Annotated in this window: 12 protein-coding genes; 6 read left to right on the top strand and 6 right to left on the bottom strand. The window is 36.2% G+C overall.

Annotated elements, in window-relative coordinates:
• Positions 1-37: 37 nt before the first annotated feature.
• From clpX to tig, 3 genes are all read right to left on the bottom strand, one after another.
• Positions 38-1396 (bottom strand): ATP-dependent Clp protease ATP-binding subunit ClpX, encoded by a 1359-nt coding sequence (clpX, locus tag AC6EI0_RS07260; protein WP_498521919.1) that lies wholly within the window; start codon positions 1394-1396, stop codon positions 38-40.
• Between the two features lie 104 nt (positions 1397-1500).
• Entirely contained in the window at positions 1501-2157 is a 657-nt protein-coding gene (clpP, locus tag AC6EI0_RS07255) for an ATP-dependent Clp endopeptidase proteolytic subunit ClpP (protein ID WP_498506270.1), read from the bottom strand.
• A 43-nt stretch (positions 2158-2200) separates the two neighbouring features.
• Positions 2201-3619 (bottom strand): trigger factor, encoded by a 1419-nt coding sequence (tig, locus tag AC6EI0_RS07250; protein WP_498521918.1) that lies wholly within the window; start codon positions 3617-3619, stop codon positions 2201-2203.
• Between the two features lie 153 nt (positions 3620-3772).
• Between tig and AC6EI0_RS07245 the strand changes: the two genes are divergently transcribed.
• The 3 genes from AC6EI0_RS07245 to AC6EI0_RS07235 all read left to right on the top strand — a co-directional run bounded on the left by AC6EI0_RS07245 (position 3773) and on the right by AC6EI0_RS07235 (position 7731).
• Complete coding sequence (locus AC6EI0_RS07245) at positions 3773-4804, top strand: aspartate-semialdehyde dehydrogenase (protein ID WP_498521917.1); 1032 nt, start codon at positions 3773-3775, stop codon at positions 4802-4804.
• Positions 4801-5709 carry a 4-hydroxy-tetrahydrodipicolinate synthase gene (gene dapA, locus AC6EI0_RS07240; protein ID WP_498521916.1) on the top strand — a complete coding sequence of 303 codons (909 nt, stop codon included), beginning with the start codon at positions 4801-4803 and terminating at the stop codon, positions 5707-5709. Before AC6EI0_RS07245 ends, dapA begins: the two co-directional genes overlap by 4 nt.
• 72 nt (positions 5710-5781) lie before the next feature.
• Complete coding sequence (locus tag AC6EI0_RS07235) at positions 5782-7731, top strand: ribonuclease J (RefSeq protein ID WP_498521915.1); 1950 nt, start codon at positions 5782-5784, stop codon at positions 7729-7731.
• Between the two features lie 20 nt (positions 7732-7751).
• On the opposite strand, the gene tilS is transcribed toward AC6EI0_RS07235, so the two are convergent.
• Positions 7752-8735 carry a tRNA lysidine(34) synthetase TilS gene (gene tilS, locus AC6EI0_RS07230; protein WP_498523517.1) on the bottom strand — a complete coding sequence of 328 codons (984 nt, stop codon included), beginning with the start codon at positions 8733-8735 and terminating at the stop codon, positions 7752-7754.
• A gap of 130 nt (positions 8736-8865) precedes the next feature.
• Here tilS and AC6EI0_RS07225 point away from each other — a divergent pair, with 130 nt between their 5' ends.
• Complete coding sequence (locus tag AC6EI0_RS07225; protein WP_498521914.1) at positions 8866-9654, top strand: DUF561 domain-containing protein; 789 nt, start codon at positions 8866-8868, stop codon at positions 9652-9654.
• Between the two features lie 78 nt (positions 9655-9732).
• Positions 9733-11769 carry an excinuclease ABC subunit UvrB gene (uvrB, locus tag AC6EI0_RS07220; RefSeq protein WP_498521913.1) on the top strand — a complete coding sequence of 679 codons (2037 nt, stop codon included), beginning with the start codon at positions 9733-9735 and terminating at the stop codon, positions 11767-11769.
• Positions 11770-11776: 7 nt separating this feature from the next.
• On the opposite strand, the gene AC6EI0_RS07215 is transcribed toward uvrB, so the two are convergent.
• Entirely contained in the window at positions 11777-13543 is a 1767-nt protein-coding gene (locus AC6EI0_RS07215) for an aspartate kinase (RefSeq protein ID WP_498521912.1), read from the bottom strand.
• Positions 13544-13570: 27 nt separating this feature from the next.
• Positions 13571-14599, bottom strand: coding sequence for a DNA polymerase III subunit delta (gene holA, locus AC6EI0_RS07210; RefSeq protein ID WP_498521911.1), 1029 nt, complete (start codon positions 14597-14599; stop codon positions 13571-13573).
• Between the two features lie 57 nt (positions 14600-14656).
• Here holA and AC6EI0_RS07205 point away from each other — a divergent pair, with 57 nt between their 5' ends.
• Positions 14657-15289, top strand: a complete 633-nt coding sequence (locus tag AC6EI0_RS07205) for a precorrin-8X methylmutase (RefSeq protein WP_498521910.1) — start codon at positions 14657-14659, stop codon at positions 15287-15289.
• Positions 15290-15303 lie beyond the last annotated feature (14 nt).

The raw sequence follows: 15303 nt of genomic DNA, 5'->3' as shown, positions 1-15303 counted from the left end.
ATTAAATTTAATAAAGTTATTTGAAAAGCTTATTTCTCTAGGCAGATTCCTTAACAATTCTTTTTTCGTTTGATAAAAGAGGCACTACTTTTCCGCCTGTCATTTCATCGACCATTTTTTTTGTTACATTAAAGTTTTTGATCTTAGTTTGAGATGGAAGACTATACATTAGTTCTAGCATAATTTCTTCAACAATTCCTCGTAAAGCTCTAGCTCCAGTTTTTCTTTTGTAAGCTTCTTGAGCAATTGCCTCAACAGCCTCTTCATCAAATGAAAGTTCTACATTATCCATACTTAATAAGGTTCTAAATTGTTTTATTAAGGCATCTCTAGGTTCTGTCAATATAGATTTAAGAGCTTTAGCATTTAATGGTTCCAATATTGCAGTGACAGGCATTCTCCCAATAAATTCGGGAATTAGACCATATTTCACTAAATCGTCAGGCTCAAGGTCATTAATGAAGTCTGCACCAATTCGTTCTCGATTGGTTTTGCTTCTAGCCCGACTTTCGTTTGGTATGAAACCAATTGAATTTCTTCCAAGTCTTTTTTGCACTACATCTTCTAAACCAACAAATGCTCCGCCACAGATAAAAAGTATTTGGCTTGTATCGATTTGAATAGAATCACCATAGGGATGCTTTCTTCCTCCTTGCGGTGGGACATTAGCGGTGGTGCCCTCGAGCATTTTTAACAGGGCTTGCTGGACGCCCTCTCCCGAGACATCTCTGGTAATCGAAGGGTTTTCACTTTTTCTAGCAATTTTGTCAATTTCATCGATATAAATAATTCCTCTTTGTGCTAAATCCACATCCATGTCTGCTTTTTGCAAGAGTCGTAAGAGAATGTTCTCTACATCTTCACCAACATATCCAGCCTCAGTAAGAGTTGTTGCATCAGCGACAGCAAATGGAACATCAAGCATTTCAGCTAGGGTTTGAGCAAGTAATGTTTTGCCGCATCCAGTTGGTCCGATTAATAAAATATTGGATTTTTGTAATTTCGTTGCTGTTAGATCAGTCTCGCCGGAACCGTCTCCTTTCCATGCAAGTCTTTTGTAGTGATTGTAGACAGCAACTGACAGGATTTTTTTTGCTGGTTCTTGCCCAACCACCTGATCATCTAAAAATTTTTTAATTTCAATTGGCTTTGGTATGGAAGCCAAAGTTGGAGCAGGCTTGGTTGTGGTTGTTGTCGCAGCTTTTGCTTTACGGCTTTGTTCATGTCCACTTCTTTGATGATTTGGACTATCAATCAGTTCTTCATCTAAAATTTCGTTACATAAGTCGATACATTCGTCGCATATGTAAACTCCTGGACCAGCAATGAGTTTCCTCACTTGATCTTGGGCTTTGCCACAAAAGGAGCATTTAAGATGGGCCTCAAACTTTGCCATCGAGCTCTAAAAAAAACAGGTTGGATGGACCGATCATTAATTTAATTCAGTCTCAGTTAATAGGATCATTGAGGATTGATGCCTTGTCAGCTTTCCTTAATGATTCATATGGAGTTGAGATTTGAAACCACTTTGTCGATCAGGCCATATTCAACCGCTTCTTGAGGAGAAAGAAAGTGGTCTCGATCAGTGTCTTCTGAAATCTTTTCAATATTTTGCCCAGTATGCTCGGCTAAAAGTGAATTGAGAGTTTCTTTTAAGTAGAGAATTTCTTTGGCTTGAATTTCAATTTCAACAGCTTGACCTTGAGCTCCACCAAGAGGTTGATGAATCATTATTCTGGAATTGGGTAATGCAAGTCTTTTACCTTTAGTCCCTCCAGAGAGAAGAAAAGCTCCCATGCTTGCTGCAAGGCCATAACAAATTGTTATGACATCAGGACTTACTTGCTGCATGGTGTCATAGATGGCTAGTCCCGCAGTTACGGACCCTCCTGGAGAGTTTATATACAATTGAATATCTTTTTCTGGATCATCAGCTTCTAAAAAAAGCATTTGAGCCACTAACGCATCAGCAACTTGATCATTAACATCGGTCCCTAGAAAGATGATTCTTTCACGCAGTAATCGAGAATAAATATCAAATGCCCGATCACCTTGACCTGATTGTTCAATTACTGTAGGTAGAACCCCTGGTCCTGAGAATAGACAAGAGTTATTCCAGAAATTATTAATGGGATGATTTTGTCTTGCTTCAATCAACTTAGAACTTTAGTAGTCAACACTGTTAATCTATGCGTAGAAACTAGGTTTTGGGGGTTTTAGAACTTTTCTTTTCTTTATTGGTTTTTGTTGTTTTCTTTTTAGAACTTTTCTCCTCGCTTTGATCCTTTGCCTTTCCAGGCGCTTTTTCTAAAATAGTATTATTCTCCTCAAGCCAAGCAAATAACTTTTCTTGCAACAAATCATCAGTAATAGCATCTTTAAGACGTTTCTCGTCGATATTTTTTTCATTTGATAGTTTTATATCAGCTTGTACTTCTTTCAGCTTTGTATTGATTTCTTTTTGTGAGACCTCAATTTTTTCCGACTTGGCTAAAGCATTTAAAGCGAGTTTTTGACGAAGTTTTTTTTCTGCTTCCCCTTTTGAAGACTCCATTAACGATTTCACAAGTTCTGGAGTAAACATTGATTTGACATCAATTCCTTGTTGAGCGAAATTTTGAGCTGTTTGTTCAACAATTACACGAACCTCTTGATCAATAAGACTTTTTGGTAACTCCACTTCAAGTTCTTTAACTAAAGCATCAAGCAGTGAGTCTTGACGATTTTTTGTTTGTTTTCTACCAGTATCCTCTTTGAGTCTCTTTTCAAGATCTGCGCGTAAGTCAGTCATATTCTCTTTATCACTCGCTTGCTTGGCAAAATCGTCATTTAGTTCAGGTAATTCTTTGATTTTTAAATCTTCTAGATTGACTTTGAATTCAGCTTTTCTGCCTTTGGCATCTTCTTGATGATAATCCTTGGGAAATTCACACTTTAATGTTTTTTCATCATCAATATTCATTCCTATTACCCCTTCAATGAACCCAGGAATCATTCGGCCTTCTTCAAGTTCTATTTCTATTGAATCCGCGCTTCCTCCTTGAATTTCGCTCCCATCATCTGTGAAATTCCCTTTAAAACTTACTAGAGCAATATCTCCTTTTTTCGCGGCTCGACCACTGATTGGGACCTTGGTTGCAAGTTGCACTCTAGATTGCTCAATCAGTTCATCTACTTTTTTTGGATCAAAGATTAAAGTTTCTACTTCAGCAGTTAGACCTGAAGATTTTTTTAAAGTTGGTATTGGGGCGATATCAGTTTCAAGTTTTAATTTAAGAATTTTTTCAGGGTTAAAATTTTCTAAAATTGTTTCAAAACCATCTTCCAACTCTGGCTCACATAAAGGTTCAATACCTTCTTGATCTATTGCTTCTGTCCATACTTTTTGCAAAAGTGATTCTAGAGCAGAGGCTTGTATTCTTTTTACTCCAAGCTGCTGGATGACTACTGCTTTTGGAACTTTACCTTTGCGAAACCCTGGGATTGAAATAGACCTGCTGAGTTTACTTAAAGCTTCGTTGTAACTATTTTTGCATCGGTCTGCGGGCACCTCAACCTCAACAGCAATTCTGCTATTGGGTTTTGAACTGGTTGATACTTTTAATTTGGCAGCACTCATTGAAACGGAATTCTCAAATTTGGTTAGCGTAAGAAAGCGTTAATTCACTTCCAAAGCTATTGTGGCCTAAAAAGTATCTAAAAATTTGTTATTTGTTGATTTTTCCAATAAGAAAAAATTTTTTGTTAAACCTTTTTATTCTCTTTATCAAGTTTGAACCCACAGTCTCTTCTCCCAAATAGACCTCTTACAGTTGCCATCCTGGGATCGAGTGGGGCTGTAGGTAAGGAATTATTGGCTTTGCTTGAAGAAAGGTCTTTCCCAATTCATAAATTAATTTTATTAGCTTCTCATCGCTCTGCTGGTGAGCTTCAGAACTTTTGTGGAAACACATTAAGAGTGCAAGAAACAACTCAAGAGAGCTTTCAAAATGTAGATTTAGTTTTAGCTTCGGCTGGTGGTTCAGTATCCCGTAAGTGGAAAGATACAATAAAAAGTTATGGAGGCTTGATAATTGATAATTCAAGTGCATTTCGAATGGACGAAAATGTCCCTTTGGTTGTGCCTGAAGTCAATCCCAATGCTGCAAGTAAGCACAAAGGTTTAATTGCTAATCCTAATTGCACAACTATTTTATTGGCATTGGTTCTAGCTCCATTGCATAGACATATTCCTATTAAGAGAATTGTTGTCTCAACTTATCAATCGGCCAGTGGTGCAGGTGCAATGGCAATGGAAGAATTGGAAAAATTAAGTCAAGAAGTTTTAAATGGAGGAACACCAAAAAGCAAAGTTCTTCCTTATTCCTTGGCATTTAATCTTTTTTTGCACAACTCACCCTTGCAATCAAATAACTATTGCGAGGAAGAAATGAAAATGGTTAATGAAACTCGAAAGATTCTTGGAGTCCCAGAACTTGCTTTGACAGCAACTTGTGTAAGAGTTCCTGTTTTACGGGCGCATTCTGAAGCAGTCAATATTGAATTTGAAAAGCCGTTCCCAGTAAAAGAAGCTTATGAGATTTTGGAATTTGCTCCTGGAGTTGAGATTCTTGAGGATTTTGACAAAAATCGTTTTCCAATGCCAGAAGATGTAACGGGTAGAGATTCAATATCAGTTGGTCGTATAAGGAAGGACATTAGTAACCCCAATGCTTTGGAACTATGGTTATGTGGAGACCAGATACGAAAAGGAGCTGCACTTAATGCAATACAAATTGCTGAACTTTTATTGCCAAAATCATGAGTCAGTCTGCCTTACTATCACCAGCCCCTTTTGGAAGGATGTTAACCGCAATGGTTACCCCCTTTGATAAAAATGGGAAAGTTGATTATGGTCTAGCTGCTGATTTGGCACTTTATCTAGTAAATCAAGGTTCAGATGGCATTGTTGTATGCGGAACGACAGGAGAATCGCCGACTTTAACTTGGCAAGAACAAAAAAAAATGCTTGAAACAGTAAGAAATTCTTTAGGCTCTAAAGCTAAAGTTTTGGCTGGTACGGGAAGCAATTCTACCTCTGAGGCAATTGAAGCTACCAAAGAAGCAGCCAATTCAGGCGCTGATGGGGCATTAGTTGTTGTTCCTTATTACAATAAACCACCTCAAGAAGGATTAGAAATTCATTTTCGCTCTATCGCCAACGCTGCACCGGAGTTACCTTTAATGCTGTATAACATTCCTGGACGGACAGGTTGTTCGATATCGCCTAGTATTGTAAGTAAGCTTATGGATTGCAGTAATGTAGTCAGTTTCAAAGCAGCAAGTGGAACAACAGACGAAGTGACTCAATTAAGAAACTATTGCGGATCAAATTTAGCTATTTATAGCGGTGATGATGCTTTGGTTTTACCAATGCTTGCAGTAGGTGCAGTAGGTGTGGTTAGTGTGGCAAGTCACCTTGTTGGTCTTAATTTGAAGAAAATGATAGAGAGTTTCTTTGAAGGTAAATATGATCAATCACTTTATTTGCATGAGACATTACAACCTCTTTTTAAATCCCTTTTTGCAACCACAAATCCTATTCCTGTTAAAGCGGCACTTCAACTCATTGGTTGGTCTGTTGGACCTCCTCGAAGTCCTCTAGTCTCTTTAAACAGTGAAATGAAAGAAGAACTCGTGAAGATACTCTCTTCTATGAGATTGATTTGATCTATTCCCTCGTTTTCGAGTAGATCCAACTTTCATTTAGGTAACAACCAAGTTTTTTACATAAATTTTTCCATGACATCCAGTTCAATGAATTCTCAAGGCTCAAAAAATAATCAATCTAAATCTCCTTGTTTGAGGATTATTCCTTTAGGTGGCCTCGGAGAAATTGGAAAAAATACCTGCTTATTTGAATATGGTGATGACATCATGATTCTTGATGCTGGTCTGGCTTTCCCAACCGACGGAATGCATGGAGTAAATGTTGTGATGCCAGACACCACTTATTTACGTGAAAATCAAAGTCGAATAAGAGGTTTAGTAGTTACCCATGGACATGAAGATCATATTGGTGGGATTTCTCATCATTTAAAGAACTTTAATATTCCAATTGTTTATGGTCCTCCCCTTGCTATGTCTATGCTCAGGGGGAAGATGGAGGAAGCAGGAGTTGCGGATCGGACAACTATACAGGTATGCGGCCCAAGAGAAGTTATCAAAGTTGGACAACATTTTTCAGTTGAATTTGTAAGAAATACACATTCAATTTCTGATAGTTATTCCTTCGCTGTAACTACTCCAGTGGGAATAGTATTTTTTACTGGTGATTTCAAGTTCGACCATACGCCACCTGATGGACAGCCTTCAGATTTAGCCAGAATGGCTCACTATGGAGACAAGGGTGTTCTTTGCCTTCTATCTGATTCAACTAACTCTGAAGTCACAGGATTCACACCCTCTGAATATTCTGTTTTTCCAAATTTAGATAGATATATTGCTACTGCTGAAGGCAGAGTTATGGTCACTACATTTGCTAGTTCAACTCATCGCGTGGCTATGCTTTTAGAGTTGGCGATGAAAAACGGTAGAAAAGTCGGCTTGTTAGGCCGTTCAATGCTGAATGTGGTTGGGAAAGCAAGAGAGCTTGGATATATGCGTTTCCCTGATGATTTGTTTTTCCCAATTAAACAGATAAGAGATTTGCCTGATAGAGAGACTTTTTTATTGATGACAGGTAGTCAAGGAGAATCAATGGCCGCTTTGAGTCGTATCTCTAGGGGAGAGCATCAACATGTTCAATTAAAAACCAGTGATACTGTCATTTTTTCTGCTAGTCCAATTCCTGGAAATACTATTTCCGTGATGCATACGATTGATAAATTAATCAAATTGGGTGCAAAAGTTATTTATGGGAAAGATAAAGGTATTCATGTATCCGGCCATGGATGTCAAGAAGATCAAAAATGGATGCTTGGATTAATTAGACCTAAATACTTTATTCCTGTGCATGGAGAGTACAGAATGCAAGTTCTTCATGGAAAAACTGCTGTATCAATGGGGGTTCACCCAGATAATGTTTTAGTTATGGAAAATGGGGACGTAGCTGAATTAAGGCCAGATTCTCTTGTTCAAGGGTCACCAGTTAAATCAGGAGTGGAATTACTCGATTCCTCTAGAACAGGGGTTGTTGATACTCGCGTCTTAAAAGAACGTCAGCAACTGGCTGATGACGGGGTTATTACGGTTCTTACTCCCATTAGCACTGATGGCGTAATGGTTGCACCTCCGAGGGTCAATCTGCGAGGTGTTATTACCAATGTTGATGCTAAAACAATGGTCAATTGGACTGAAAGAGAGATTAATTGGGTCTTGGAAAATAGATGGAAACAGCTTGTTCTTAAGACAGGAGGTAAGTCGATTGAGGTCGATTGGATTGGTTTGCAAAGAGAAGTTGAATCAGGTTTATCTCGTCGATTAAGAAGGGAGGTTCAGGCTGAGCCATTAATTCTTTGCCTTGTTCAACCTGCTCCTGGTGGAACTCGTGCATATAAGCCTCAACTTGATCAACAGCCAGACTCACGACAAGTAGTTAAGAAAAATGCAGATACAGTGGTTAAGCAGAGAAATGAATCCGTAACAAATCAAGATAAAAATGGAACAACGGAACAAAAAACAAATAGTGAGAAAAGTACAGAGGACATGCCATCTGGAAGAACAAGACGTCGAAGATCTGCAATTAGCTGATAAAAGAGTATTTGTTTCTTTTAATTAGTCTTCTTATTTGATATGTAAATAACTTGTTTGTTCCATTGTATTAGGAAGTCTCCATGAAGATGAATTCTTCCAGGTGAATTGCTGTGAGATATTTTGGTATTTATTTCTTCGATTTGCAAAGCTGTCACTCTTTTTACTCCTAACAATTTTAACCAATTAGTAAGTATTATTTTTCTAACAGAGTGTGTAAAATTTATTAGTTTTTTTCTGGATAGAGAATTTATTGTTTCTCCTTGGCAAAATTCTATTGCTATTTTTGCTAATGATTGTTGGTCGTTAGCATAACTTTCAAGTCTATTAGCTAACGATGATATTCTTGAGTCTGCGCCTTTATGGATTGAATTTAAAATTGGTAAAATTTCTTTTCTAATTTTATTTCTTGTCAAATTAATATTTTCATTTGAAGGATCTATCCAAATTGGCAAATTAAACTCTTTGCAAATTTCGAGTGTTTCGTTTCTATTAAATACTAATAGAGGTCGGATTAAATCTATACTATTCTCTAAAGATCTTTGTTCTCTAAGGGTGCTGAGACCAAGCAGATTAGTACCTCTGGCTAAGTTCATAATGATCGTTTCTGCTCGATCAGTAGCTGTATGACCAGTTAATATTCTTGTATATGGGAAATTGATATTTTTTGACGATAACACCTTAGCTTTCATTACCAGTTTTTTATATCTCCAATCCCTTGCCTTTTTTTCATTAACTACTTCTTCTTTATTTGCTTTATTAGAGTGAAATGATATTTGCTTATTAAGACACCAAAGCCTTAGTTCTTTTTCTATATTTCCGGATTCGTTGTGCCATTGGTGATCTCCATGCCAGACTTCGATTTGCCATTTATATAGTCTTTTTAAATCAATAATTAATTTAAGAAGGGCCATAGAATCTTGACCACCAGATATTGCTAAAAGAAGTGTGGATTTGATCGGAAGAAGAGATTGATTGTTTTTCAACCTTTTATGTAAACGCATGTGCCATTTACTCCATGAAAGGTCATTTTTAGTAGATGGTGACATTTGCTTTGGTTTCAGAGCTCTATTCGTCTTTTTTAAGTTCTTTTGCTGAGTCAGTGTCACAATCAGGTTAATAGCTGATGTTCTTATGACACGCCTGCAGACATTGCCACTTTCACTTCAAAAGAGTATTCAAAATAGATCTTTATTAAAAGTAATTGCTGGTTTAAATAATTTTAATCCAGAATCAGTATCTCTAATTTCTAAAGCTGCAGGTCTTGGGGGTGCAGATTTACTGGATATTGCTTGTGAGCCTAAATTAGTAAAGCTGGCTGTACAAGCATCGAATATTCCTGTATGTGTAAGTTCTGTGGAACCAAAACTTTTCCCTCAAGCTGTGCAGGCAGGAGCATCAATCATAGAGATTGGGAATTTCGACTCTTTTTATCCAGAAGGACGTTTTTTCTCAGCAGAGGAAGTCCTCTCATTAGCGGTGGAATCTCGTAGGCTTTTACCTGAGGTTGTTTTATCAGTTACTGTTCCCCATATATTGCCTTTGGATAGTCAAGCTCAATTAGCTGTTGATCTTGTAGATAACGGGGTCGACTTAATTCAGACTGAGGGAGGGACGAGCTCTCATCCTATTAGTCCTGGAACTTTAGGATTAATAGAAAAAGCGTCACCTACGTTGGCTGGAACTTTTGCTATCTCAACTGCTTTAAAAGAGAGTCGTCATGATGTGCCTGTTATTTGCGCTTCTGGACTTTCTGAAGTGACTGTTCCAATGGCTATATCAGTTGGTGCTCATGGGGTTGGTATTGGTTCAGCTATTAATAAATTGAAGACTGAAATAGCTATGATTGCTACTGTCAAAGGTCTTCGTCAGGCTTTAGATTCTGTAAAACTTATTTCCACAATTAATCAATCAATTTTATAAGGTGATTGAAATCCTTTTTTGATCAAAATTATAAGAATATGGAATTAATAAATTTTTTTTTAGAATTGAATTAATAATATGCCTGAATATAAGCTTCAAGCTCCATACGTTCCAAGAGGTGATCAACCTGCAGCGATTGAAGGACTTGTTGGAGGAGTAAATGATGGTGAGAAGTTTCAAACCTTATTAGGTGCAACCGGAACGGGCAAGACTTTTACTATTGCTAATTTGATAGCTCAAACGGGTAGGCCATCATTAGTTTTAGCTCATAATAAAACCCTCGCAGCTCAATTATGTAATGAATTAAGGGAATTTTTTCCTGAGAATGCTGTTGAATATTTCATTTCTTATTATGATTACTATCAGCCAGAAGCTTATGTTCCAGTTAGTGATACTTACATAGCAAAGACATCATCAATTAATGAAGAAATTGATATGTTGCGCCACTCTGCAACCAGGTCTTTATTCGAGCGAGATGATGTCATTGTAGTTGCTTCAATTAGTTGTATTTATGGCTTGGGAATTCCAAGTGAATATTTAAAAGCATCTGTAAAGTTTCGAGTTGGACAAAATATTAATTTAAGATCTTCTCTTAGATCATTGGTTTCTAACCAATATACACGTAATGATATAGAAATTACTAGAGGTAGATTTAGAGTTAGAGGAGATGTATTAGAAATAGGTCCAGCATATGATGACAGACTTGTTAGAATTGAATTATTTGGTGATGAAATAGAAAGTATTAGTTATGTCGATCCTACTACTGGCGAAATATTAAATAAACTTGACGCAATTAATATATATCCAGCTAAACATTTTGTAACTCCGAAAGATCGTCTAGATTCTGCAATTAAAGAAATTAAAAAAGAATTAAAAGATAGATTAGAATTTTTTAATCAAGAGGGAAAATTACTTGAAGCTCAAAGATTAGAACAACGAACAATTTATGATTTAGAAATGTTAAAAGAAGTTGGATATTGCAATGGAGTTGAAAATTATGCTCGTCACTTATCTGGCAGAGAACCTGGCTCTGCACCAGAATGCCTAATTGATTATTTCCCTAAAGATTGGTTATTACTTATTGATGAAAGTCATGTTACTTGTCCGCAATTAAGAGCTATGTATAATGGCGACCAAGCAAGAAAGAAAGTGTTAATAGACCATGGCTTTAGATTACCAAGTGCAGCTGATAATCGTCCTCTAAAGGATACAGAATTTTGGAATAAAGCAAAACAAACAGTTTTTATTAGTGCTACTCCTGGTGATTGGGAATTGTCTCAAAGTCCAAGAAATATAGTTGAACAAGTTATTAGGCCTACCGGTGTTCTAGATCCATTGGTTGAAGTACGTCCAACACATGGTCAAGTTGAGGACTTACTTTTTGAAATTAGAAAAAGAGCATCGAAAAATCAGAGAATACTTGTGACAACTCTCACAAAAAGAATGGCTGAAGATCTTACAGACTATTTATCTGAGAATAAAATAAGAGTTCGTTATTTACATTCAGAGATTCATTCAATTGAGAGAATTGAAATTATTCAAGATTTAAGATTGGGAGAATATGATGTTTTGGTTGGAGTTAATCTTCTAAGAGAAGGTTTAGATCTTCCAGAGGTTTCTCTTGTAGTAATTCTAGATGCAGATAAAGAAGGATTTTTAAGAGCTGAGAGATCTTTAATACAAACAATCGGTAGAGCAGCCAGGCATGTTGAAGGACTAGCTTTACTCTATGCAGATAAAATGACCGACTCAATGGCAAAGGCAATTAGTGAGACTGAAAGACGTCGAGAAATACAAAGTAATTATAATATTGAGAATGGTATAACTCCTAAGCCAGCAGGAAAGAAAGCTAATAATTCAATTCTCTCTTTCTTAGAGTTATCAAGGAAATTAAATCAAGATGGAAATGTTAATGATTTTGTTGATATTGCTGATAAGTTAATTGATTATAGTGATAAAGATTCTGATAGCGGTGCATCTTTAGAATCTCTGCCTGAATTAATTGAAAAATTGGAATCTAAAATGAAATTAACAGCTAAAGATCTAGATTTCGAGAAAGCTGCAATTCTGAGAGATCGTATCAAGAAATTAAGGCAGAGGTTAATTGGAAAATGATGTACTATTATTCTGAATCCTTTCCTAATTGAAAGCAAGAATGAATTTCATTTAATGCTTTTTCACCATATTTTTCTGAGATAATACAAGTTGTTCTGATTTCACTTGTAGCGATCATTTCTATATTAATTTTTTGATTAGCCAGTGCTCTAAATATTTTGCCAGCTGTTCCTGTAGTGAAAGGCATTCCAGAACCCACTGCGCTAATTCGAACTATGGATTCTCCTTCCTCGAGTCTGGACCCTTTCCAATTAGCTATCAATTCTTCTAAAGCATATTTAGCCTCGCTTCTATCATTTTTCTTTAATGTGAAACTAATATCTTTGGTTTTATCCTTATGCTTTCTTTCTGATTGTACTATTGTATCTAAGCTGATAAATTTCTCAGCCAATGTTGAACATATCGTTGAAGCAGTACCTGGCTTGTCTGGGACATTCTTAACGCTAATTTGGATTTGATCTTTATCTAAAGCTACTCCTCTTACCTCTGGCTCGTTATTATTTTCACTTATAGGATTAAGAGTAATTTGTTTATCAGAAAGCTTGAAAACCTCTCCTACATTGCGTAATGCTTTCTTCCCTGATTCTGCGTCAATAACGCAACTTACTTTGACTTCACTAGTAGCTATTAGCCTGATATTAATACCAGAATCAGATAGAGTTTGAAACAGAGAAGATGCTATTCCAGGTCTACCCATAATTCCGGCTCCGAAAATACTTAACTTGGTAAGATTTTTTTGAAATGAAATTTCACCTCCTATAGCATTAATAAGTTTTTTACATTGAGCTTGTGCATTATTTAATTCATTTTCTGAAACAGTAAAAGTAATATCGTTAGAGTTGATTTGATGTGTTGCTTGAATAATGAGATCTACATTTACACCTCCTTCTGATAGAGATTCAAAAAGCTCAGCAGCAATTCCTGGGCGATCTGGAATATTAGATAGAGCTACGACTGCTTGATTCTCAACAAGTTCTAATCCATCTACTGGGCTCCGATGTTCTATTCCACCTTTAGAAAAAACATTCTTCTGCTTACTAGTTAGAGTCGTTCCATCAAGGTTGTCCCAACTTGACTTGACTACAAGAGTTAGGCCGAAATTTCTTGCTATTTCAACAGCCCGAGGATGCAAAACAGCAGCTCCAAGGCTTGCGAGCTCTAACATTTCATCGCAACTAATATTTTTCATTAATTGTGCATTTTTAACAATTCTTGGATCAGTTGTTAAAACGCCTGGAACATCGGTATAAATTTCACATTTTTCAGCCTCTAGAGATGCTGCTAAAGCAACTGCAGAAGTATCTGATCCTCCTCTTCCTAATGTTGTGATTTCAGCAATTCCTCCTATTCCAAGACTGGTGCCCTGAAAGCCAGCAATGACTATAGTTTTACCTTGATTTAGAAGATTTTTTATTCGTTCTGTTCTAATCTCGAGTATCCTTGCTCTTCCATGAGCTGATTCTGTAATAATTCCAGCTTGAGTACCAGTCAAAGATATTGCTTGTGTGCCCAATTCATTCAGGGCCATTGTCAATAATGATATTGAAATCTGCTCACCGGTTGATAGGAGCATATCCATCTCTCGATGAGGAGGATCAATAGTTATTTCTGAGGCTAGTTGTGTTAACTCATCAGTTGTATGTCCCATTGCTGAAACAACAACAACCAGATCATTTCCTTTCTCTTTACTTGCTTTGATTTTTTTGGCAACAGATTTTATTCGCTCAATGCTTCCAAGAGAGGTGCCGCCAAATTTTTGAACCAGCAAAGACATTGTACTCTCAGTAACTTATCAATTATTTCAGTTATTAGTCAAAAATATACTTTCTGTTAGCAGATTATCTTTAAAAGAATTGATTGGATTGCTTCCTGATTTTATTGAAACTTCAATTTTTAAAAGTTTTTTCATCAATTCGAGTAACGTTTTCAATGATTTGCCTTGAATTTGTTTTCGGATTACAAAAATACGTTTTGGATTGGCAATCCCAGCAAGTTTTGCTATTTCTTTGACGTCGTGATGTCCTTGGGAATCTAATAGGTGTACCCATAGCCATCCTCTTGCTTGACCAGTCAAGGTTGAAATTAACCTTAATGCTGGTTCTCCATTTTTAAGCAAGGATTGAATTTTATTCAGAGCTACGATTCTCTCTTCTTTAAGTAAAAAATTAGCAATTTCTAAAGCATTAGTTGAATTATTTTGAATTATCTTTTTGACTATATCCTTTGTGATTTCTTGAGTTTCATTGATATTTGAATTTTTATTCATTGCTTCTGCTAATAATGATAATTTTTGAAGCTCAGTATTAATTAATGAGCTATCATTACCTATACTTTCTATCGTCAAATCAATTGTTTCATTATTCATTTTTAAATTCAATCTATATAAAATATTCTTAACTAGCTTCCGCTGTCCATTGATATCCCATGGCTGTGGAAGAATAAAGCTTTTTTCATTAGATAAAGAATTCAATTGTATAGCTTTCTGTATTAATTTAGTTGTTTTAAGTCTTTTATCAGGTTTGTTTGAATTATTTAAAATCAGATGTGTATTATCAGGAATTAATGCAATAGCTTGTTCAAGCTTATCGGCAAGCTCAATGGAACATCCGTTACAAAAAGGACTTCTTCTGACTAGTACAATTCTTCCTCCGCCTCCTAAAGGAGCACTTTTTATCTCTTCCAACGCTCGGAGACTTTGCTTTGGATCATTCCCATCTATTTGACTATGATTAAAATTTTTCCATGCTGGATCAATAACTTTTTGAATTATTTCTTCTATTTCCCTGTTACTGGCCTCATAATCATCTCCCCAGATTAGATGTATTGGCATTACTTAGAGATATGTTTTAAAAAGATCTGATCTTAAATTAGCCTAGGAACTTAAGCAGTGAAAACTCCAGAACATCCAATTTTTCTTAAAAGCGTTCAATATATTAGATCTCAAATCGGATTTACCGGGCTTAATAAACTACAGCAATTGGTTTTAGAACGAATTATTCATTCAAGCGGTGATCTTGGAATGCAGGGCTGTTTGAGATTTAGCTCTAATGCTTGTGAAAATGCTATTAATTCCCTAAAAAAAGGAGCCAATATTTTGACTGATACTTATATGGCAGAAGCAGCTGTTTCTCCGGTTGCTAAAAGAACATTAAATTCAAATGTTAAATGTATTTTAGAAATGGCTCCTGAATTTATTGATTCATCGTCGAAAACTAGAAGTTCAATGGGAATGCGAAAAATGTGGTTAGACATAGAAAAAACAGAAGAATGCTTGGAAGCACCAATCGTTCTAATTGGTAGTGCACCCACAGCATTGATGACTTTATTAGATTTAATTGATGAAGGTAGTAAAAGACCAAGTTTAATTATTGGAATGCCAGTCGGGTTTATAGGAGTTTCCGAGTGTAAAAATCGATTATTAAAAAGTGATTGCTCACATATCGTTTTAGAGGGTTCTAAGGGAGGGGCATCTCTTGCGGCAGCAACAGTTAATGCTTTGCTGAGAGCTACTGATTATTAGTGTTGTTATGTAAA

The organism is Prochlorococcus sp. G5PB11 (assembly GCF_059772425.1).
The sequence above is the reverse complement of the archived record's forward strand: the minus strand, read 5'-3'. Positions and strand labels throughout refer to the sequence as shown.